The organism is Pseudomonas sp. NPDC089734 (assembly GCF_044748865.1).
GTDB lineage: Bacteria > Pseudomonadota > Gammaproteobacteria > Pseudomonadales > Pseudomonadaceae > Aquipseudomonas.
Window position 1 is genome coordinate 469,984 of the sequence record NZ_JBIVGV010000001.1, and the last position, 20,502, is coordinate 490,485.

A 20,502-nucleotide genomic window follows, 5' to 3' on the forward strand; every position below is an offset into this window, starting at 1 on the left:
GGATCGTCCTTTAATCAATTCCAATGCATGAAAAACGTAGAGCGTGGCGTGGGCTTACTGCACCTGGCGCATGCTTTCTTCACGTAGTTCGTTGATGCCCTGGCGAGCATCCTGCACGGCTTTCTCGGCCTTGGCGGCCTGAGATTTACGCTCGGCTACACGGGCATCCCACTCGGCCTGCTCGGCCAGCCTGCGTGCTTCGTCATATTTATGGTCCTGCATGGCAAGGTCAGCCTGTTTGAGCTTGTCTTGAGCCGACTTCATTTCCACCGCTGCGTACTCGGTCCCGCCTGCGCTTACCGCGCTGTTGACGGCCGATTGAGTCACTGCGTACTGCTCGGACGGGGGATTGCCCGCGCAGCCGGCCAGTATGAAGGTACTACCCAGGGCCAGCGCAGCCAGTTTCAGCCCGCGCAGGCTTTTGAACTTGGTTTTGGCAGTAAGGGTGTTCATGGTGATCAACTCCATTTTCAGACTCCGAACGTGGTTATCCATGACAGTTTTTTTGCTGGTCTGGAGACCTCAGGGACTTGTCCCGCCGCCTTCCGGCTTTCCTGTAATGGTCATTGGCTCCGACCTGTACGTTTTTTGAATAGTTCAGTTGAATTTTTTCAACAGACTCAGGTTTCTCCGTCCAGCCTGTGCGTTCGGTCACGCTTTGGCCGGACCGGGAGCTACGGCCAGCCCCTCGAGAGCGGCGGGCTGTAGTGGCCCATTGAGCAGCGTAGTCGCTTCGCGAAGTCATCGCGTCTGGATGCAAGCATTTGTCGCAGAGAGGCTTTTGGTGCACTGTTGGCCTTCATGTGTTCTGCGAAGACGACCCATACAACAAGAGGGAGAGGGAACGATGGCCGATATCGATGCGCGTTTGCGCGAAGACGTTCACTTGTTGGGTGAGCTGTTGGGGAACACGATTCGCGAGCAGCGGGGAGCCGCATTTCTCGACAAGATCGAGCGTATTCGTAAAAGCGCCAAGGCGGGCAGACGGGGATCGGCAGCCGGTGCCGAACAACTGAGTTCCAGTGTCGACAGCCTGGACGATGACGAGCTGCTACCCGTGGCGAGGGCCTTCAACCAGTTCCTGAACCTGGCCAATATCGCCGAACAGTATCAACTGATGCGTCGCCGCGATGACTCCTTGCCCCAGCCTTTCGAGACACGGGTATTGCCCGAACTGCTCGAACGCCTGAAAGCGGAAGGCCACTCGCCTGAAACCCTGGCTCGCCAGTTGAGCAAGCTGGAGATTGAGCTGGTACTCACCGCGCATCCCACCGAAGTGGCTCGTCGCACACTGATTCAGAAATATGACGCCATCGCTGCGCAACTGGCAGCCCTGGACCATCGTGACCTCAACAGTATCGAGCGCGAGCAGATCACGTCTCGCCTGCAACGCTTGATCGCCGAAGCCTGGCACACCGAAGAAATCCGCCGTATCCGGCCAACGCCTGTGGATGAGGCCAAGTGGGGATTTGCCGTTATCGAGCATTCGCTCTGGCAGGCGATTCCCAGCTATCTGCGCAAGGCCGATCAGGCCTTGCAGGCCGCCACCGGGCTGCATCTGCCGCTGGAGGCCGCGCCGATCCGCTTTGCTTCCTGGATGGGCGGCGACCGCGACGGCAACCCCAATGTCACGGCCAGTGTGACCCGTGAAGTCCTGCTGCTGGCACGCTGGATGGCGGCCGATCTTTTCCTGCGCGATGTGGACCAGCTGGCCGCCGACCTGTCCATGCAACAGGCCAGTGATGCCTTGCGTGCCAGCGTCGGGGACAGCGCCGAGCCTTATCGGGCCGAACTCAAACGCTTGCGTGAGCGCCTGCGGGCGACCCGTAACTGGGCGAACGCTTCGTTGACAGCCCCACAGCCTGCGCCCGAGGCGGTCTTGCACGACAACCGCGAACTGCTTGGGCCGCTTGAGTTGTGCTATCAGTCGCTGCACGAATGCGGGATGGGCGTCATTGCCGATGGTCCTCTGCTCGACTGCCTGCGCCGTGCCGTGACCTTCGGACTGTTTCTGGTACGTCTGGACGTGCGTCAGGATTCCAGCCGACACAGCGCGGCGATGACCGAAATCACGGATTATCTGGGGCTGGGCCGTTACGAGGAGTGGGATGAGCAGACCCGCATCGACTTCCTGTTGAGCGAGCTGGGCAACCGTCGCCCGCTGCTGCCCGGCCATTTCAAACCGGCTGCCGATACCGCTGAAGTCCTGGCGACCTGTCGCGAAGTGGCGGCTGCGCCTGCCGCCTCGCTGGGTTCTTACGTGATCTCCATGGCAGGGGCGGCCTCCGACGTGCTGGCGGTGCAGTTGCTGCTCAAGGAAGCCGGCCTGCAACGGCCGATGCGCGTCGTTCCACTGTTCGAGACCCTGGCGGACCTGGATAACGCCGGGCCTGTGATCGAATGCCTGCTGGGTTTGCCTGGCTACCGTTCAAGGTTGCACGGGCCGCAGGAAGTGATGATCGGTTATTCCGACTCGGCCAAGGATGCGGGCACCACGGCCGCGGCCTGGGCGCAGTACCGGGCGCAGGAACGTCTGGTGGACATTTGCCGTGAACAGCAAGTCGAACTGCTGCTGTTTCATGGTCGCGGCGGTACGGTCGGACGCGGTGGTGGTCCGGCCCATGCGGCGATTCTTTCCCAGCCGCCTGGTTCGGTCGCCGGGCGCTTCCGGACCACCGAACAGGGCGAAATGATCCGTTTCAAATTCGGTCTGCCGGGCATTGCCGAGCAGAACCTCAATCTCTACCTGGCCGCAGTGCTTGAGGCCACCTTGCTGCCTCCCCCCTTGCCGGAGCCGTCGTGGCGGAAAATGATGGACCGCCTGGCCGACGACGGCGTCAGCGCCTATCGTGCGGTGGTGCGGGAGAACCCTGAATTTGTCGACTACTTCCGGCAGGCAACCCCCGAACAGGAGCTGGGACGCCTGCCGCTGGGCAGCCGCCCGGCCAAGCGTCGTGAAGGGGGAGTGGAGAGCCTGCGGGCGATTCCCTGGATCTTCGCCTGGACCCAGACCCGTCTGATGCTGCCAGCCTGGCTGGGCTGGGAAGCCGCACTGAGTCAGGCACTGGAGCGTGGCGAAGGTGAGGTACTGGCGCAGATGCGCGAGCGCTGGCCATTCTTCCGCACCCGCATCGACATGCTGGAAATGGTGTTGGCCAAGGCCGATTCGGACATCGCCCAGCTCTATGACGAACGTCTGGTGAGCGCGGAACTGCAACATTTGGGCGCACACCTGCGCGGCCTATTGTCGCAGGCGTGCGCGGTCGTGCTGGGGCTGACGGGGCAGTCGCAACTGCTGGCGCACAGTCCTGAGACGCTGGAGTTCATCAGCCTGCGTAACACCTACCTGGACCCGTTGCACTTGCTTCAGGCGGAGCTGTTGTCACGTTCGCGTCATCGTGAAGCCAGCCTGGACAGTCCTCTGGAACTGGCTTTACTGGTCTCTGTCGCGGGCATTGCGGCGGGATTGCGCAATACTGGCTGACAGTTTCGGGGTGCCTGTCGCTGACGGGGTGTTGTCCGTTCAGCAGCAGTAGAAGGGGAGGTCGGTGTGCATCAGGCGAAGAGTGTCTCAGCTGCGTAGTGGCCTTCGTGTGATGGCATCCCGGCCGGGGAGCGTGGGGCGCTGCGACTTTTGGCGTCTTGTGCGCCCTGTGTCTGCTGTGTATCTTGGTCAGCCTTTTGGCCTTTGGCCGAGTATGTTTTTTTAGATTGGCCCAAGAGGCGAATCCGACGATTGACTATAAAAATTTGAGGAGCATGACGATGCGCGTGATTCTGCTGGGAGCTCCGGGGGCCGGTAAAGGTACTCAGGCAAAATTCATCACTGAAAAGTTCGGCATCCCACAAGTTTCGACAGGCGACATGTTGCGTGCAGCAGTCAAGGCAGGCACTGAGCTGGGCCTGAAGGCCAAGAGCGTCATGGATGCAGGTGGCCTGGTTTCCGATGACCTGATCATCGGTCTGATCAAGGATCGTCTGTCCCAGCCCGATTGCAGCAAGGGCGTACTGTTCGATGGTTTCCCACGCACCATTCCTCAGGCTGAAGCCCTGTTGAAAGCGGGTCTGGATATCGACCACGTTCTGGAAATCGCGGTTGACGACGAAGAAATCGTCCAGCGCATGTCCGGCCGTCGCGTCCACGAAGGTTCGGGACGTATCTACCATGTGCAGCACAACCCGCCGAAGGTAGAGGGTCTCGACGACGTCACCGGCGAGCCTCTGGTGCAGCGCAAGGACGATGTCGAAGAAACCGTGCGTCATCGCCTGTCGGTCTATCATGCACAGACCAAGCCGCTGGTCGAGTTCTACAGCGAACTGAGCAAGAAGAACGGCAAGCCCAAGTGCAGCCACATCGCTGGCGTCGGCTCCGTAGAGTCGATCACGGCCAAGGTACTGGCTGCCTTGAGCTGATCCAGCTGCTTCCTGCATCAACAATGGCCCGCTTGCGGGCCATTTGTCATTTATACTGCGCCACTTTTTCCAACGACGACGGATACATCGATGACCACCTTGCTGGCCCTGGACACCGCCACTGAAGCCTGCTCGGTCGCCTTGCTGCATGATGGCAAGGTGCTGAGCCATTACGAGGTGATTCCGCGCCTGCATGCCCAGCGCCTGCTGCCCATGATCAAGGACCTGCTGGCCGAGGCCGGCATTGCCATGTCGGCGCTCGATGCCATTGCATTCGGTCGCGGTCCGGGGGCCTTCACTGGCGTGCGTATCGCCATCGGTGTGGTTCAGGGGCTGGCGTTTGCGCTGGAGCGGCCTGTGCTGCCCGTCTCGAACCTGGCGGTGCTGGCCCAGCGTGCCTATCGGGAACACGGGGCCTTGCAGGTCGCTTCGGCCATCGATGCGCGTATGGATGAGGTCTACTGGGGCTGCTATCGCGAAAGCGCAGGCGAAATGCGTCTGGTCGGCAACGAGGCCGTGATGCCGCCCGAGCAGGCTGCATTGCCGGTCGGTGCCAGCGGGCAATGGTTCGGTTCGGGCACCGGATGGGGCTATGCCGAACGGATCCCGGTCGTTCTGGCCGGTCACGATGCGAGCATGCTGCCCCATGCCCAGGACCTGCTGACCCTGGCCACCTTTGCCTGGAACCGTGGCGAGGCCATTCCGGCGGACGATGCCCAACCGGTCTATCTGCGGGACAAGGTCGCAACGCCCAAGGCGCGGTAAGGTGCCTGGCCTGAATCTCTGTTTTCGAGATCACGAGCGAGAGAAAAAGGCTAGTGAAATATCAATTAGCCATCTACCGTTGGTCGACTAAATGCGGCGTTATGGCCACAAGGCCAAACAATTTGCAATATGTGTGGTCTAGTTATCGTTCAGGAGTTTGCCAATTCCTGGCGTGTGACGTTAAATTGCCACTACAAGACGCCGAGTAGATATCGATGCGCATAGACGGTCCCTCATCACGTTCATACCCCATCAAGCGAAAGCCGAAGAAGGCTCCTTCGACCGTAGAAGGTTCTTTCGAGGAAATCGAGGGTGATGTTGAGTTGCCGCCTCCCGCCCAGGCTTCGCGCCGCAGTTCGGGTGATGCGCAAACGGGGGCTACGTCCAACGTTCCTGCACGTCCGCAAGACATTATTTTCCCGCGTTCCATGAGCACTCGCGTTGCCAATGCGTTGGCCAGCTATCTGACCACTGCCAGTTTTGTGGATTGGGACATGGAAGTGTCGGGGCTCGATCTCCACGTCTGACCGTGTCCAGCCTGCCTTATTACCTGGGTTGTCCGTCATGGAGCGAAAGCGCCTGGCGTGAGTCGTTCTATCCCGAAGATGCCCGTCCTGCCGATTTCCTGCGGCTTTATGCCCGGGTCTTCAATGTCGTCGAAGGCAATACCACGTTCTACGCCCGTCCCGCACCGGCTACGGTTCAGCGTTGGGCTGAAGTCTTGCCGGAAGATTTTCGGTTCACCGCCAAGTTTCCCCGGGATATCAGCCACGATGGCGACCTGCGCCTGCAACTGGAGGCCGCAGAGGCCTTCGTGAAGTTGCTGGCACCGCTGGGCGAGCGCGTGTCGCCGTTCTGGCTGCAATTGCCGGCCAGTTTCTCGCCGCAACGTCTTGCGGAACTGGTGGGCTTTATCGACGAATTGAAACGGCCCCTGGCCGTGGAGGTCCGGAACATGGCCTTTTTCGAGAGGGGCGATGAAGAGCGCATGCTCAACCGGATGCTGCTGGACCGGGGCGTGGAGCGTATCTGTCTGGATTCGCGAGCGCTGTTCAGTTGTGTTTCCAGCGATCCGGCGGTGCTGCATGCCCAGTCCAAGAAGCCAAGGGTCCCAGCGCGTCCGGCCGCTCTGACCCGGTCCCCTCAGGTCCGTTTCATCGGTCGTCCTGTACTGGAAGATAACGACCCGTTCCTTGTGCAATGGGTTGAAAAGGTGGCGGGCTGGATTGAAGAGGGCCGCACGCCCTATGTCTTTCTGCACACCCCCGACAACCTGAAGGCTCCCGATCTTGCCCAGCGCTTTCATGAGCAACTGATGCAGCGTCTGCCGGGGTTGCCGGCCTTGCCTGAACTGGAGCGCGGTCCGCAGGTGGAACAACTGGGCTTGCTCTGAAGTCGGTAGTTGTGGGTTCAATAAGAGCCCCATTCAGACGAGAGCGTGTCCATGGATTCCCGACTGCTTCGAGCACAAGCCTTCAAGGCGCTGCATGAGCGCGACAGCGCCTTTGTCATTCCTAACCCGTGGGATGCCGGTTCGGCAAAATTGTTGGCTTCGCTGGGGTTCGAGGCCCTGGCGACCACCAGTGCCGGTTTTGCCTTCAGCCTGGGACGTGCCGATGCCGAAGGTGCGATCAGTCGTGACGAGTCTCTGGAAAATATCGCGGCCATCGCGGCAGCCACCTCGCTGCCGGTGGCTGCCGACCTGGAAAACTGTTTTGCCCATAGCCCCGAAGGCTGTGCCGAAACCTTGCTGAAGGCCGCTGAGACAGGCATCGTCGGCGGTTCGATCGAGGATGCCAGTGGTGACGCGGCAGATCCCATCTACGATTTCGAGCTGTCCGTCGAGCGGGTCAGGGCCGCCGTTGCGGCGGCGCGCAGCCTGCCATTTCCCTTCATGCTGACGGCCCGTGCCGAGAACCTGCTGCACGGCCGACTGGATTTTGCTGACACCTTGCGTCGGCTTGAAGCCTACGCCGAAGCCGGAGCCGATGTGCTGTATGCGCCGGGTTTACGCACCCGTGAAGAGGTCATTGCCGTGGTGCGTGCCGTGGCTCCCCGGCCTGTGAATGTATTGATGGGGTTGGGCGGTGTCACCCTGTCGGTGGCCGATCTGAGCGAGTGTGGCGTCAAGCGCATCAGTGTCGGGTCTTCCATGGCGCGGGCGGCATTGGGCGGGCTCTATCGGGCAGCCGAAGAAATCCGCACCCAAGGCACCTTCACTTACGCCGAACAGGCTTTGCCGTTCGCCCAACTCAACGCCTTGTTCAAGGGCTGAGAATGCGTTTGCTTCTGGTGTGCCTGCTGGTGTGTGCCGCCGCTGTTGTCGGCGTCTGGCGCGGCTGGATCGATGTGCCCGCACAATGGAACCCGTGGGCACCGCTGGATGTGCGGCTCAAGCCGAATGTGCTGACACCTTTCAAGCTGGCGCGCTTGCAGAATGATCTGACGTTGTGTGATCAGGCGCTGGCTTCATCGAGCCTGCGCTTCAGCCGTCAGGCCGACAGCGATCCGTCTGCCCGATGCCCCTTGCAGAACACTCTGCGCATTCAGGGAGGCGATATTGCCTTGAGCAGCAGCTTCCTGGCCAGTTGTCCGCTGGCGGTGGCCTATGCCATGTTCGATATCCATACCGTGCAGCCGGCGGCGCAAGCCGTGTTCGGGCAGCGCGTCGCCCGTATCGACCATCTGGGCAGCTTTGCCTGTCGCAACGTCTATAACCGCGCCAACAGCCGTCTCAGCCAGCACGCCACTGCCAATGCACTGGATATTGCCGGGTTTCGCCTGGCCGACGGGCAACGGATCAACCTGCTCAAGGACTGGAGCGACGAGGGTGACAAGGGACGGTTCTTACGGTTGATACGCGACGGAGCCTGCAAGCACTTCAGCACGGTGCTGGGGCCGGAATACAACGCGGCGCATCGTGATCATTTCCATGTGGATATGGGGCGATGGCAGGTGTGCCGTTAAGCCGCCATGCGCAGGTTTTGCAGGATCAGTGGGCGAGCCCAGCCGTTCTCGTAATCGAACTGACGCTGTTGAGCCTGGATGGTTTCTTCGTCCAGTGGCAGGGCGGGCTTGTCGGCCAGTTCCCACTCGAACTCGGCGATCGGCAGGTGCAGAGGGCGAGGCTCCGGGCCTGGGCCTGGATTGCCGTTGTAGCTGTAAGGAGTGAGCACGGTCGGGCGAACCCAGTTGCTGTCGAATTCCATATTGCGCTGCTGCTCGATCATTTCGCTGATGCTGAACGGCTCGGCAGGCGGAGGCAGCAGGTCCAGCTCGAACTCGGCGATCGGCAGGAACAGAGGCTCAGGCGGTTTGACCTGGGTGTCGGTGACCGGGCAGGCGCGTTGTTCGACGATCTTGCTCAGAGTGATTGCGCCAGTCAGGGGCTCGCCGGTTTCGGCATCGACTTCGATCTTGATCGGAGCAGGTTCAGGCTGACTGTTATCACCGATCTGTTCTGCCATTGCCCGGGCAAATGCATCCGACCACAACTGCGTCACACCGGTCAGGGTGCGGCTGTTGCTGAGGCTGTAGTCGCCAGCGTGCGACAAGTAGCCTATGGATGATTGAACAATCTCAGACATAACGATCAGTTCTGGCCTTGGGTCTGGCAAAATGCCGGATACTTGGTTATCGGCCGATTTTGCCGATCATTAACATTTTTTGAGTGTGTGCAACGAATGAGTGAGCAGCAAGCGGGCAGTCGCATACGGGTCGAGGCCCTGGTGGCTGGCGGGCAGGATCAGGCCATGCACTGGGCTGAGCGTCTGAACCTGCCGTTACAGGACGATCAGGCTGATTTTGCCCTGCAAGTGAGCGACGAAGGGCTGCAATTGCAGCAGTTGGGCGACGATGTGCCAGGGCCGGTCCGTGTGGATTTCGTCGAAGGTGCAGTGGCTCATCGTCGCCTGTTCGGTGGCGGAAGCGGGCAGATGATCGCCAAGGCGGTCGGTATTCAACCCGGTGTGCGGCCCAGCGTCCTGGATGCCACCGCTGGGCTGGGCAAGGATGCCTTCGTACTGGCCAGTCTGGGCTGTGAAATGAGCCTGATTGAGCGCCAGCCGATCATCGCGGCCTTGCTGGAGGATGGCCTGATGCGCGGGCGTCAGGATGGCGACGTCGGATCGATCATCGGCCAGATGCACTTGCTGAAGGGGAACTCCATCGAGCTGATTCGCGCCTGGGAAGGCGAGCCGCCGCAGGTGATCTACCTTGACCCGATGTTCCCGCACCGGGAAAAGACGGCACTGGTGAAGAAGGAAATGCGCCTGTTCCGTCCGCTGGTCGGCGATGACATGGACGCCCCGGCACTGCTGGAGGCTGCCCTGGCCCTGGCGACCCATCGCGTGGTGGTCAAGCGCCCGCGCAAGGCACCTTGCATCGATGGTCCCAAGCCGGGCTATGCGCTGGACGGCAAGTCCAGCCGCTATGACATCTACCCGAAGAAGGCGCTCAAGCCTGCAAAAGCCGACTGACTGAGCGGGCAGGGTTAAACCCGATGAGCCCGCACGAATAGCGTCACCACTTCCTGCACATGTCGCTCGGCACTTTCTGCGTCGGGCGGCTCGCCACAGCCCACCAGCAGGCGAAAGTTGCTGAGCCCCTTGACCATGTTCAAGAAGTGCTCGGCGGCTGTTCGCGGCGAATCGATACGCAGGCTGCCAGCCTTGTCGAACTGGCTCAGCAATCGCTCCATTTCATTGAGAATGCGTTGTGGGCCAGCCTCGAAGAAGATCATCGACAGCTTGGGGTCTTGGGTGCCCAGAGTGACCATCAGTCGGTGCAGCTCAAGGGATTCCGGGCTGTTGATCAAGGCCTGGAAGGCGCGGGCAATGTTCAGCAAGACCGTTTCTACCGGTAAATCACTGTTCAGATGCAGAAACAGCGCTGGCATCTGTTCTTCGCAACGTGCGACCACGGCGGCGGAAAACAGGGTCTCCTTGTCGGTGAAATGGCTGTAGACCGTGAGTTTAGACACACCGGCTTCACTGGCGATGCTGTCCATGCTGGTGTTGATATAGCCATGGCGCACAAAAAGATTTTTGGCGGCTTCCAGAATGGCTTTACGTTTTTCCAGATCCTTGGGACGACCCGGACCTGCAGGTAATGAACGGTTAGGCATATTCGTTGAAATAATGAACTGGAGAGTTTTAAAAATTTTAATATACTCGCCAGTACAATTATTCCAAGCCCTACTGTGCGAAGGTTTACATCATGTTCCGCGATGCTTTGTCTCTCGTCGTGCCTTTTTGTCTGGTATCGCTACTGACTGCCTGCGGTCAGGAGCAGGCCGCTCCTGTCGTGATACGACCTGCCATGGTGGTTCAGCCGCTGCTGTCCTCGCAGTCGATGGACAGTTATCCCGGCGAGGTGCGGGCGCGCTTCGAGCCTGAGCTGGCGTTCCGCATTGGCGGCAAGGTCAGCAGGCGTCTGGTGGAAGTGGGGCAGAGGGTCAAGGCCGGCCAGCCTTTGGCCGAGCTGGATGCCGAGGATGTACGCCTGCAACTGGAGGCGACCCGTGCCCAGGTCGCGGCGGCAGAAGCCAACCTGACGCTGGTGCGTTCCGAGCGTGATCGCTACAAGACCCTGCTGGATCGGCAAATGGTCAGCCGTTCGCAGTATGACAATGCCGAAAATCTCTATCGCTCCGGTGAAGCCCGTCTCAAACAGATCAGGGCCGAACTGACCGTCGCGGACAACCAGACCAGTTACACCGTATTGCGCGCCACTCAAGACGGCGTCATTGCCAGCCGCTCGGTGGAAGTCGGGCAGGTGGTCGCTGCTGGCCAGACGGTCTTTACCCTGGCGGCTGACGGTGAGCGGGAAGTCCTGATCAGCCTGCCGGAGCAGAACTTTGCGCGCTTCAAGGTCGGCCTGCCGGTTTCCGTCGAGTTGTGGACCTTGCGCGATCAGCGTTTTGCCGGTCGCATTCGCGAACTGGCCCCGGCAGCCGATCCTCGCTCGCGCACCTTTGCAGCACGCATCGCCTTTACCACAGGTCAGATTCCGGTCGAACTGGGGCAGAGTGCCCGCGTATTCATTGCACCGGATCATGCCGTTCCGCTGTCGGTGCCGCTGTCGGCTGTCAGTTCGGAAAATGGTGTGAGCTATGTCTGGCGTGTCAACGCCGACAGCACCCTCAAGCGCGTGCCTGTGCAGCTCGGGGCTTACGGGCAGGAATCCGTGCCGGTGCTCGAAGGGCTCAAGGAGACGGACTGGGTCGTTGCGGCCGGGGTGCATGTGCTGCATGAAGGGGAGCAGATCCGCCCGGTGGACCGTAGCAACCGCACGGTCAAGATGGCAGCCAAGGAGTAGGCGCGGATGCATTTCAATCTCTCCGAATGGGCACTGCGCCACCGCCAGGTTGTCCTGTATCTGATGATCGTTCTGGCGGTTGTCGGCGCACTGTCCTACACCAAGCTCGGGCAAAGCGAAGATCCACCTTTCACCTTCAAGGCCATGGTCGTGCGCACGGTCTGGCCGGGGGCAAGTGCCGAGGAAGTGGCGCGGCAGGTAACGGATCGCATCGAAAAGAAACTGATGGAAACCGGCGAGTACGAGCGCATCACCTCGTTTTCGCGTCCGGGTGAGTCGACCGTGACCTTCATGGCCCGCGACTCGATCTTTTCTTCGGCAGTGCCCGAACTCTGGTATCAGTTGCGCAAGAAGATCGGCGACATTCGCCAGACCTTGCCCGAAGGTGTCCAGGGGCCGTTTTTCAACGATGAGTTCGGCACCACTTTCGGGAATATCTATGCCCTGACCGGCGATGGTTTCGATTATGCGGTGCTCAAGGACTATGCCGAGCGTATCCAGATCCGTTTGCAGCGGGTCAAGGATGTCGGCAAGGTCGAACTCATCGGCTTGCAGGACGAGAAAATCTGGATCGAGCTGTCGAACGTCAAGCTGGCCACGCTGGGACTTCCCCTGCAAACCGTGCAACAGGCGCTTGAGGCGCAGAATGCGGTGTCGTCTGCCAGCTTCTTCGAGACGCCCAGTGAGCGCATTCAATTGCGGGTCAGTGGCCGCTTTCAGTCGGTGGACGAAATTCGTGATTTCCCGATCCGGGTCGGGGATCGGACCCTGCGCATCAGCGATCTGGCCGATGTGCATCGTGGCTTTAACGACCCGCCCGCACCGCGCATGCGTTTCATGAATGAAGATGCGATTGGCCTGGCGGTGGCCATGAAGGACGGCGGCGACATTCTGGTGTTGGGGCGCGCACTGGAAACCGAATTTGCCCGGTTGCAGAACAACCTGCCGGCCGGGATGCAGTTGCGCAAGGTGTCCGACCAGCCCGCCGCCGTGAAAACCGGTGTGGGCGAATTCGTCCAGGTGCTGGCCGAGGCGCTGGTCATTGTGCTGTTGGTGAGCTTTTTCTCTCTGGGTGTGCGCACCGGGATGGTCGTCGCCCTGGCGATTCCACTGGTCCTAGCCATGACGTTCGCCACCATGTATTACCTGGGCATCGGCCTGCACAAGATTTCCCTCGGCGCATTGGTATTGGCGCTGGGCCTGCTGGTGGATGACGCGATCATTGCCGTTGAAATGATGGCCATCAAGATGGAGCTGGGCTATGACCGGCTCAAGGCGGCGAGCTTTGCCTGGACCAGCACAGCGTTCCCGATGCTGACCGGCACCTTGATTACCGCTGCCGGTTTCCTGCCGATTGCCACGGCGTTATCGAGTACGGGCGAATACACCCGTTCGATCTTCCAGGTGGTCACCATCGCCCTGATTGCCTCCTGGATTGTCGCAGTGATGTTCGTGCCGTATCTGGGCGACCGTCTGTTGCCGGACCTGGCGAAAATCCATGCAGCCAAACATGGCACGAACGCGCCTGATCCTTATGCGACACCGATGTACAAGCGAGTGCGTGCGCTGGTGGGCTGGTGCGTGCACCATCGCAAGACGGTGATCGTCGCGACCGTCGGCCTGTTCGTGTTGTCGGTGCTGATGTTCCGTTTCGTGCCGCAGCAGTTCTTCCCGGCTTCCGGCCGTCTGGAACTGATGGTGGACCTGAAGCTGGCCGAAGGTTCGTCCCTGCAGAACACCGGCGAGCAGGTCAGTCGTCTGGAGCAGATGCTCAAGGATCACCCCGGCATCGATAACTACGTGGCTTATGTCGGCACCGGTTCGCCGCGTTTCTACCTGCCGCTGGATCAGCAGTTGCCGGCTCCCAGCTTTGCCCAGATCGTGGTGCTGGCCAGGACCATCGAAGACCGTGAAGCCTTGCGCAGTTGGCTGATCACCAGCCTCAACGAACAGTTCCCGACCTTGCGTTCACGGGTGACACGCCTGGAAAACGGTCCGCCCGTGGGGTATCCGGTGCAGTTCCGTGTGACCGGTGAGCATATTGAAGTGGTCCGGGCGCTGGCGCGTCAGGTGCGGGACAAGGTGAGTGAAAACCCGCATGTCTCCAATGTTCACCTGGATTGGGAAGAACCCAGCAAGGTCGTGCATCTGAATATCGATCAGGACCGGGCGCGGGCATTGGGCGTGACCACGGCGGACCTGTCGGCCTTCCTGCGCAACTCCCTCACCGGCTCCAGTGTCAGCCAGTTCCGGGAAGATGACGAACTGATCGAAATCCTGCTGCGCGGCACCCGCCATGAGCGCGAGCAACTGGGCAGCCTGTCGAGCCTGGCGATTCCCACCCAGAACGGCAGCAGTGTCGCGCTGTCGCAGGTTGCCACGCTGGAATACGGGTTTGAAGAGGGTGTCATCTGGCACCGTAACCGCTTGCCCAGCGTGACCGTGCGTGCCGATATCTATGGCAAGGAACAGCCCGCGACGCTGGTCCAGCAGATCATGCCGACCCTCGATCCGATACGGGCCGAACTGCCAGATGGCTATCTGCTGGAAGTGGGCGGGACGGTGGAGGATTCGGCTCGGGGCCAGAACTCGGTGAATGCTGGCGTACCGCTGTTCATCGTGGTGGTGCTGACTTTGCTGATGATCCAGCTGCGCAGTTTTTCACGCATGTTCATGGTCTTCGTGACGGCGCCTCTGGGCCTGATCGGTGTCACGCTGTTCCTGCTGATCTTCAATCAGCCCTTCGGATTCGTCGCCATGCTGGGCACCATCGCCTTGTCCGGGATGATCATGCGCAACTCGGTGATTCTGGTGGACCAGATCGAGCAGGATATCGCCAATGGTCTTGATCAGTGGCACGCGATCATCGAAGCCACGGTGCGCCGCTTCCGCCCGATCGTGCTGACGGCACTGGCCGCGGTGCTGGCCATGATTCCGCTGTCACGCAGCCTGTTCTTCGGCCCGATGGCGGTGGCAATCATGGGAGGGTTGATTGTCGCGACAGCGCTGACCCTGCTGTTCCTGCCTGCGCTTTATGCGGCGTGGTTCAGGGTCAAACGCCAGGTTTGATGTGAATGAGAGGGTGTGGGAGCGAATTCATTCGCGAGAGGCCGGTACATTCAGTAGAAAGGTTAGCGTCTGAAATACGGTCTTCGCGGATAAATCCGCTCCTGCCGGGTGTCAGGTATCCCATAAATATGAGCCACCGGTAGGAGCGAATTCATTCGCGAAAATCGAGATATCGCGGATAAATCCGTTTCCACATCGCTTCTATTTCAAAGCGCCCCAAACACCTTCTTCGCCAGGCTGGTCGCGGCACCTGCCGGGTTGGCACGGATGCTTTCTTCCTGCTTGGCGATCATCTCGAACAGGCCGTTAAGCGCCTGTTCGGTGACATAACCTTCGATATTGGCGCTTTTCGCATCCAGAACGCCCAGCGTGGCGGCCTGACCGGCAAAGGCGTTGTATTTCTGGGCCAGACCGACCTTGTCGGTGGCTTGCTTGACGATAGGCAGGAACTTGGCGCGGATCTGTTCACGGCTGCTGGTGTTCAGGTACTGGGTTGCCGAGTCCTTGCCGCCACTGAGGATTGCCTTGGCATCGGCCACGCTCATTTTCTTGACCGCATCCACCAGCAAGGCCTGAGCCTGGGGAACGGCGGCTTCAGCAGCCTGGTTCATGCTGGTTTCCAGTTGTTCGACCTGGGCACCCATGCCGAACTGTTTCATCTTCTTCGCGACCTTGCCCAGATTGCCCGGCAGTTCGATACGCACGTCCTGGTTATTGCTGAAGCCACCGGGCACGCCCAGTTGCTTGACGGCGACTTGTGCGCCCTGGGTCAGGGCATCCTTGAGCCCGCCGGAGGCGTCCGATTGCGAGAGGTCGCCCAGCGACAGGGCAAAGACGTTGGCCGACAGCAGCAGGCCTGCACACAGGCCGGCAAAGGTAAACGATGGGCGAAGCATGGCAGCATCCTTTTTGGTAGCGTCTTGGGAACCGCGCCGACGTGAAGACCGGCGCGGCCTGAGAGTGAGGTTATCAGGGAACCGCAAAAACGTGGCTCAATCGGCGGCAGGCGCCGGCTCTTCGATCTCGTTGTGCAAGGCCACCTGCCGAATCGACAGGCGGATTTCTGCCGGCAGCACACGTTTGGCCGCACCTTCCGCCAGATCGCCCAACAATGGATGGTGGCTCAGCTTGCCTGCTGCATCCTTGCGCAGCACGCCGAGGTCGAGCAGGGTCTGGATGAAGTGCCGGAACAGGCTCTTGTCGAAAAACTCCGGTGCGTTGAGGCCATGCAGGATCGACAGCCGCTGGGCCATGACCGTACACAGGTCCTCCAGTTCTTCGGCACTCAGGGTGTTCTGGCCGCTGTTGAGCAATAACGAGATGGCCATGTAGAAGCGCTGCAAGGTCTGGGCGATGGCCCTGGACAGCAGGGTCAGCAGCACGAACTCCCGAGAACTGGGTTCCGGGCGCACATAGGCATCGTTCTTGAAACGCAACAGGCCTTGCTCGACGAACGCGGCCAGCCATTGATCGACGATGTCGTCCAGCTCGTCCAGGGACCAGCGAATGAACAGTTCCGATTGCAGGTACGGATACAAGGCACGGGTATAACGCAGGATCAGCTCGCGGCTCATGCGCGACGAGCTCTGGAAGAAACTCGCCAGCAGCGAGGGCAGGGCGAAGATGTGCAGGACGTTGTTGCGGTAGTAGGTCATCAAGACCGCGTTCTGCTCATCCAGGTACAGGATCTTGCCCAGCGCGTCCTTTTGCTCGGCCAGCAGGTCCATGCCTTTGACATGTTCGATCAGTGCCCGGCCATCGCCCTCGGGCAATGTGGTGTGCGGTGAGTACGGCACCTTGCGCAGCAGTGTCAGGTACAGATCCAGCACCCGCTCCATGGCCTGATCGTCCAGTGCCAGCCGTTGGGTGGAGAGCAGCGCCACGGCCACCAGATTGACCGGGTTGATCGCGGCGGCTTCGTTCAGATGCTGAGCCACACGCTCGCCCAGGCGATTGGTGGTTTCATTGAGCCATGTCGGGCGGAATTGTGGCCCCAGCGCCTGTTCGCGCCAGTCGGGTTGTTCGCCGTCGAGAAACTGGGCCAGCTTGATCGGCTCGCCAAAGTTCACCGACACCTGACCGAAGCGCTGCTTGAGGGCACCGATGACCTTGAAGATATCGAAAATCGATTCTTTCTTCTTGCTCGCGCCGCGCAGTTCGCCCAGGTAGGTACGACCTTCCAGGACGCGCTCATAGCCGATATACACCGGCACGAACACGATCGGCATGCGCGAGTTGCGCAGGAAGCTGCGCAGGGTAATGGCCAGCATGCCGGTCTTGGGTTGCAGCATGCGTCCGGTTCTTGAGCGACCGCCTTCCACGAAGTATTCAACCGGGAAGCCCTTGGTGAACAGGGTATGCAGGTATTCATTGAACACTGCGGTGTACAGCGGATTACCCTTGAAGGTCCGGCGCATGAAAAACGCGCCGCCCCGGCGGAGCAGGCTGCCGATGACCGGCATGTTCAGGTTGATGCCCGCTGCAATGTGCGGTGGTGTCAGGCCGTTACGGAACAGCAGGTAGGACAGCAGCAGGTAATCGATATGGCTGCGATGGCACGGCACATAAATCACTTCATGGCCCGGCGCGACGTTCTGTACGCCTTCGATGTGGCTGACCTTGATGCCGTCGTAGATCTTGTTCCAGAACCAGCTCAGCACGACTTCCAGAAAACGGATGGCCGAGTAGGTGTAATCCGAGGCAATCTCGTTGCCATAGCGCAGGGCCCGCTCTCTGGCCTTGTCCTGAGAAATCTTCTCGCGTTCGGCTTCTTCAATGATGGCCTGCTGGACCATCGGCTCGTCCAGCAATCCCTTGACCAGCGTGCGGCGGTGCGACACGTCGGGGCCGATCACGGCGCTTTTCAGGTTGCGGAAACGCACCCGCAGCAAACGCTGGGTCATGCGCAGGGTCAGTTCGGGGCTCTTGTTCTCGTTGACCATGTCACGCATGTGAATGGGGTCGGAAAACTGCACCCGGGTCTTGCGGCCCAGAATCAGGATACTGACCAGACGTCGCAGGCGCCCCGTGACGGCCCAGCTGTCGGCGAACAGCAGTTTCCACGCACTGGATTCGCGATCCGGCGATTGCCCCCAGAACACGCTGACCGGAATGACCTGCGCATCTTCGGCCGGGTTTTCGCTGACGGCTGTCAGCAACCGCTCCAGCGTGGGCGGCGCACCGCGTTTGTCCTGGCGGCCCAGCCAGTCCGGCTCAGGCGTCAGGTAAAAGAACGCGGCAGGCTCCATCAGGCTTCCTACCGATACCGGCAGCACCGGACGCGGCAGGCCGGCCTTGCGGCATTCGGCATCGATGACGGCCAGATCGCTCAGGGAGGGCGACTGCAAGGCATAGAACACCGGACGGCTGCGATCCAGGTTGAGCGTGAAGGACGACTGATTGATGGTTTCCGAGCGAACCCAGAGGTACAACAATCGGCGCAGCGTGCCGAATACAAGGCGGCGAAATGGAGAGCGAGTCATACGGCTTCTGCTGAGTCAGGAGGAGTAGGGGCGTGTCTTACGACGTGCGCCAGGTAATCTCTTCTTCGCCGTCGGCGCTGATGCGAATCCAGCGGTCGGCGTCTTCATCGCTTTCTTCCTCGACCCAGGTTCCCGGAGCGCAACGCACTTCGACGTTGAGGGCGGCGAAGGCTGCGCGGGCACAGGCGATGTCGTCTTCCCAGGGCGTCTGATCGCTTTCCAGGTACAGGCTGTTCCATTTGCCGACGGCCTTGGGCAGCCAGGTGACCGGGACATTGCCGGCCTTGCATTTCCAGGTCTGACCTTTCTGGGTCCAGTCGCTGCAAGGGCCGAGGGCGGCACCGAGCCATTGGGCAATGGCCTTGTGATCGACGTCTTCGTCTTTCAGGTAAATCTCGATATCGGGTTGGCGCATGGGTGCCTCATCTTTTATTGCAGCACGAAATAATCGTAGCGCATGGAAACGGTGACCTTGAACGGTCCTGGATGCTCGATGACGGCGGTACGCCGTTCGGCGCTGGCCCGCCAGCCGTGCGGTGTCATGGCCAGCAGGTCGGCGCGTGACTGACCGTCGATCAGCTTGAGGGTATAGCGCAGGGTTTCGCTGTGTTGCAGCTGCATACCTTCAGGTACCAGCGCCAGATGCTTGTCGTCGGCGTAGTCGCGGACTTCATCGTAGAGCCGCTGACGCAGTTCCATCAGGTGTTCACTGGTCGGCCCGACCCGCATCAGTCCGCCACCGGGTGTCAGCAGGCGCTTGGCTTCTTTCCAGTCCAGCGGGCTGAAAACACTGGCCAGAAACTGGCAACTGGCGTCCGGCAAGGGTACGCGGGCCATGCTGGCGACCATCCAGGTCAGCTTTGGATTGCGGCGGCAGGCGCGCTTGACGGCTTCGCGGGAGATATCCAGCGCGTAGCCATCGGCGTTGGGCAGGGCTTCGGCGATCTGTGCGGTGTAGTAGCCTTCGCCACACCCGATGTCCAGCCAGTGGGCCGGTGCACGTTCGGCGGCCAGTTCGGCCAGACGCTGTGCTACCGGCGCGTAATGCCCGGCATTCAGAAAGTCACGCCGGGCCTCGACCATGGCCTGATTGTCGCCGGGGTCACGGCTGTTCTTGTGCTGCACGGGCAGCAGGTTCAGATAGCCCTGACGCGCACGGTCGAAGCGATGATTGGCGGGGCAGACCACGCCATTGTCGGCGGCACTGAGCGGTGCCGCGCAGATTGGACAGGTCAGCATCAGGCGAGCAACTTGACCAGGGTCTGGTAGTAGATCTCGGTCAGAACATCGAGATCGCTGGCCAGGATACGTTCGTTGACCTGGTGGATGGTCGCGTTGACCGGGCCCAGTTCAACGACCTGAGTACCCAGTGTTGCGATAAAGCGCCCATCCGAGGTACCGCCACTGGTGGACGCCTTGGTTTCGCGTCCGGTGACTTGTTTGATGCTCTCCGACACCGCATCCAGCAAGGCGCCGGGCTCGGTGAGGAACGGCAGGCCCGACAGCGCCCAGTCCACGTGCCAGTCCAGATCGTGCTTGTCGAGAATCGCGGCAACACGCTGTTGCAGGCCTTCGACGGTGGATTCGGTAGAGAAGCGGAAGTTGAACACTGCCACCAGATCGCCGGGGATCACGTTGGTCGCGCCGGTACCGGAGTTGAGGTTGGAGATCTGGAAGCTGGTCGGCGGGAAGAACGCATTGCCATCGTCCCAGTGTTCGGCAGCCAGTTCGGCCAGTGCCGGTGCAGCCAGATGAATCGGGTTCTTCGCCAGATGCGGGTAAGCCACATGGCCTTGCACGCCGCGTACGGTCAGCTTGGCGCCCAGCGAGCCGCGACGTCCGTTCTTCACCACATCGCCTACCAGCGAGGTGCTCGAGGGTTCGCCGACGATGCACCAGTCCAGACGCTCCTTGCGGGCAGCCAGACGCTCCACGACTGCCTTGGTGCCATGATGCGCCGGGCCTTCTTCGTCGCTGGTGATCAGGAACGCCACCGAGCCCTTGTGATTCGGGTAATCGCTGACGAAGCGCTCGGACGCCACCAGCATCGCTGCGAGGCTGCCTTTCATGTCGGCGGCACCGCGGCCACACAGCATGCCGTGTTCATCGATCAGTGCATCGAACGGATCGTTCTGCCAGGCCTGAACGGGACCGGTTGGCACCACGTCGGTGTGGCCGGCGAAACACAGGACCGGGCCATCGCCGTTGCCGTGTGTTGCCCAGAAGTTGTCCACGTCCTCGATACGCATGGGTTCCAGCTTGAAGCCGGCATCGCCCAGGCGTTGCATCATCACGGTCTGGCAATCGGCATCGACCGGTGTGACCGACGGACGGCGGATCAGGTCGCAGGCGAGTTGAAGCGTGGGCGAAAGGTCGGCTGGGGCCGTCATGAACAGAACTCCGGTAACAATGCTTTGGGCGCGAAAAGGCGGGTATCTTAAAGCAAAATGCACTC

Annotated in this window: 18 protein-coding genes; 10 read left to right on the top strand and 8 right to left on the bottom strand. The window is 60.7% G+C overall.

The window, feature by feature from the left end:
* Window positions 1-54 precede the first annotated feature (54 nt).
* Window positions 55-468 carry a DUF4398 domain-containing protein gene (locus tag ACIPY9_RS02235; RefSeq protein ID WP_400696661.1) on the bottom strand — a complete coding sequence of 138 codons (414 nt, stop codon included), beginning with the start codon at window positions 466-468 and terminating at the stop codon, window positions 55-57.
* A 379-nt stretch (window positions 469-847) separates the two neighbouring features.
* Here ACIPY9_RS02235 and ppc point away from each other — a divergent pair, with 379 nt between their 5' ends.
* From ppc to ACIPY9_RS02270, 7 genes are all read left to right on the top strand, one after another.
* Window positions 848-3,484, top strand: a complete 2,637-nt coding sequence (gene ppc, locus ACIPY9_RS02240; protein ID WP_400696662.1) for a phosphoenolpyruvate carboxylase — start codon at window positions 848-850, stop codon at window positions 3,482-3,484.
* 281 nt (window positions 3,485-3,765) lie between these two features.
* Window positions 3,766-4,413 (top strand): adenylate kinase, encoded by a 648-nt coding sequence (adk, locus tag ACIPY9_RS02245; protein WP_400696664.1) that lies wholly within the window; start codon window positions 3,766-3,768, stop codon window positions 4,411-4,413.
* A gap of 90 nt (window positions 4,414-4,503) precedes the next feature.
* Window positions 4,504-5,178 (top strand): tRNA (adenosine(37)-N6)-threonylcarbamoyltransferase complex dimerization subunit type 1 TsaB, encoded by a 675-nt coding sequence (tsaB, locus tag ACIPY9_RS02250; protein ID WP_400696665.1) that lies wholly within the window; start codon window positions 4,504-4,506, stop codon window positions 5,176-5,178.
* 215 nt (window positions 5,179-5,393) lie between these two features.
* Window positions 5,394-5,705 carry a hypothetical protein gene (locus ACIPY9_RS02255; RefSeq protein ID WP_400696666.1) on the top strand — a complete coding sequence of 104 codons (312 nt, stop codon included), beginning with the start codon at window positions 5,394-5,396 and terminating at the stop codon, window positions 5,703-5,705.
* Between the two features lie 2 nt (window positions 5,706-5,707).
* A complete protein-coding gene (locus ACIPY9_RS02260) occupies window positions 5,708-6,571 on the top strand; it encodes a DUF72 domain-containing protein (RefSeq protein WP_400696668.1) in 864 nt (287 codons plus the stop codon).
* A 51-nt stretch (window positions 6,572-6,622) separates the two neighbouring features.
* The gene (locus ACIPY9_RS02265; RefSeq protein ID WP_400696669.1) at window positions 6,623-7,453 is read left to right on the top strand and encodes an oxaloacetate decarboxylase; all 831 of its coding nucleotides are present in this window, start codon (window positions 6,623-6,625) and stop codon (window positions 7,451-7,453) included.
* A gap of 2 nt (window positions 7,454-7,455) precedes the next feature.
* Complete coding sequence (locus tag ACIPY9_RS02270) at window positions 7,456-8,145, top strand: extensin family protein (protein WP_400696671.1); 690 nt, start codon at window positions 7,456-7,458, stop codon at window positions 8,143-8,145.
* Here ACIPY9_RS02270 and ACIPY9_RS02275 read toward each other — a convergent pair.
* Window positions 8,142-8,765, bottom strand: coding sequence for an energy transducer TonB (locus tag ACIPY9_RS02275; protein WP_400696672.1), 624 nt, complete (start codon window positions 8,763-8,765; stop codon window positions 8,142-8,144). The two genes, ACIPY9_RS02270 and ACIPY9_RS02275, sit on opposite strands and share 4 nt — an antisense overlap.
* Before the next feature lie 96 nt (window positions 8,766-8,861).
* Here ACIPY9_RS02275 and ACIPY9_RS02280 point away from each other — a divergent pair, with 96 nt between their 5' ends.
* Complete coding sequence (locus tag ACIPY9_RS02280; protein WP_400696674.1) at window positions 8,862-9,656, top strand: class I SAM-dependent methyltransferase; 795 nt, start codon at window positions 8,862-8,864, stop codon at window positions 9,654-9,656.
* A gap of 14 nt (window positions 9,657-9,670) precedes the next feature.
* On the opposite strand, the gene ACIPY9_RS02285 is transcribed toward ACIPY9_RS02280, so the two are convergent.
* On the bottom strand, window positions 9,671-10,303 hold the full coding sequence (locus tag ACIPY9_RS02285) for a TetR/AcrR family transcriptional regulator (RefSeq protein ID WP_400696675.1): 633 nt from the start codon (window positions 10,301-10,303) through the stop codon (window positions 9,671-9,673).
* Window positions 10,304-10,395: 92 nt separating this feature from the next.
* Between ACIPY9_RS02285 and ACIPY9_RS02290 the strand changes: the two genes are divergently transcribed.
* Window positions 10,396-11,496 (top strand): efflux RND transporter periplasmic adaptor subunit, encoded by a 1,101-nt coding sequence (locus ACIPY9_RS02290; protein WP_400696677.1) that lies wholly within the window; start codon window positions 10,396-10,398, stop codon window positions 11,494-11,496.
* Window positions 11,497-11,502: 6 nt separating this feature from the next.
* Window positions 11,503-14,565, top strand: coding sequence for an efflux RND transporter permease subunit (locus ACIPY9_RS02295; RefSeq protein ID WP_400696678.1), 3,063 nt, complete (start codon window positions 11,503-11,505; stop codon window positions 14,563-14,565).
* Window positions 14,566-14,771: 206 nt separating this feature from the next.
* Here ACIPY9_RS02295 and ACIPY9_RS02300 read toward each other — a convergent pair whose 3' ends face one another.
* From ACIPY9_RS02300 to dapE, 5 genes are all read right to left on the bottom strand, one after another.
* Entirely contained in the window at window positions 14,772-15,461 is a 690-nt protein-coding gene (locus ACIPY9_RS02300) for a DUF4197 domain-containing protein (RefSeq protein ID WP_400696680.1), read from the bottom strand.
* Window positions 15,462-15,557: 96 nt separating this feature from the next.
* Complete coding sequence (plsB, locus tag ACIPY9_RS02305; RefSeq protein WP_400696681.1) at window positions 15,558-18,047, bottom strand: glycerol-3-phosphate 1-O-acyltransferase PlsB; 2,490 nt, start codon at window positions 18,045-18,047, stop codon at window positions 15,558-15,560.
* A 37-nt stretch (window positions 18,048-18,084) separates the two neighbouring features.
* On the bottom strand, window positions 18,085-18,462 hold the full coding sequence (locus ACIPY9_RS02310; protein ID WP_400696682.1) for a hypothetical protein: 378 nt from the start codon (window positions 18,460-18,462) through the stop codon (window positions 18,085-18,087).
* Window positions 18,463-18,476: 14 nt separating this feature from the next.
* On the bottom strand, window positions 18,477-19,286 hold the full coding sequence (locus ACIPY9_RS02315) for a putative RNA methyltransferase (RefSeq protein WP_400696684.1): 810 nt from the start codon (window positions 19,284-19,286) through the stop codon (window positions 18,477-18,479).
* Window positions 19,286-20,437 (bottom strand): succinyl-diaminopimelate desuccinylase, encoded by a 1,152-nt coding sequence (gene dapE / locus ACIPY9_RS02320; protein ID WP_400696685.1) that lies wholly within the window; start codon window positions 20,435-20,437, stop codon window positions 19,286-19,288. The genes ACIPY9_RS02315 and dapE overlap by 1 nt, the downstream gene beginning before the upstream one ends.
* Window positions 20,438-20,502: the final 65 nt, after the last annotated feature.

Bases quoted from the DNA above. Each gene is read 5' to 3' on its own strand.
- ACIPY9_RS02235 (WP_400696661.1), bottom strand. From the start codon at position 468: ATGGAGTTGATCACCATGAACACCCTTACTGCCAAAACCAAGTTCAAA.
- ppc (WP_400696662.1), top strand. From the start codon at position 848: ATGGCCGATATCGATGCGCGTTTGCGCGAAGACGTTCACTTGTTGGGT.
- adk (WP_400696664.1), top strand. From the start codon at position 3,766: ATGCGCGTGATTCTGCTGGGAGCTCCGGGGGCCGGTAAAGGTACTCAG.
- tsaB (WP_400696665.1), top strand. From the start codon at position 4,504: ATGACCACCTTGCTGGCCCTGGACACCGCCACTGAAGCCTGCTCGGTC.
- ACIPY9_RS02255 (WP_400696666.1), top strand. From the start codon at position 5,394: ATGCGCATAGACGGTCCCTCATCACGTTCATACCCCATCAAGCGAAAG.
- ACIPY9_RS02265 (WP_400696669.1), top strand. From the start codon at position 6,623: ATGGATTCCCGACTGCTTCGAGCACAAGCCTTCAAGGCGCTGCATGAG.
- ACIPY9_RS02270 (WP_400696671.1), top strand. From the start codon at position 7,456: ATGCGTTTGCTTCTGGTGTGCCTGCTGGTGTGTGCCGCCGCTGTTGTC.
- ACIPY9_RS02275 (WP_400696672.1), bottom strand. From the start codon at position 8,765: ATGTCTGAGATTGTTCAATCATCCATAGGCTACTTGTCGCACGCTGGC.
- ACIPY9_RS02280 (WP_400696674.1), top strand. From the start codon at position 8,862: ATGAGTGAGCAGCAAGCGGGCAGTCGCATACGGGTCGAGGCCCTGGTG.
- ACIPY9_RS02285 (WP_400696675.1), bottom strand. From the start codon at position 10,303: ATGCCTAACCGTTCATTACCTGCAGGTCCGGGTCGTCCCAAGGATCTG.
- ACIPY9_RS02290 (WP_400696677.1), top strand. From the start codon at position 10,396: ATGTTCCGCGATGCTTTGTCTCTCGTCGTGCCTTTTTGTCTGGTATCG.
- ACIPY9_RS02295 (WP_400696678.1), top strand. From the start codon at position 11,503: ATGCATTTCAATCTCTCCGAATGGGCACTGCGCCACCGCCAGGTTGTC.
- ACIPY9_RS02300 (WP_400696680.1), bottom strand. From the start codon at position 15,461: ATGCTTCGCCCATCGTTTACCTTTGCCGGCCTGTGTGCAGGCCTGCTG.
- plsB (WP_400696681.1), bottom strand. From the start codon at position 18,047: ATGACTCGCTCTCCATTTCGCCGCCTTGTATTCGGCACGCTGCGCCGA.
- ACIPY9_RS02310 (WP_400696682.1), bottom strand. From the start codon at position 18,462: ATGCGCCAACCCGATATCGAGATTTACCTGAAAGACGAAGACGTCGAT.
- ACIPY9_RS02315 (WP_400696684.1), bottom strand. From the start codon at position 19,286: ATGCTGACCTGTCCAATCTGCGCGGCACCGCTCAGTGCCGCCGACAAT.
- dapE (WP_400696685.1), bottom strand. From the start codon at position 20,437: ATGACGGCCCCAGCCGACCTTTCGCCCACGCTTCAACTCGCCTGCGAC.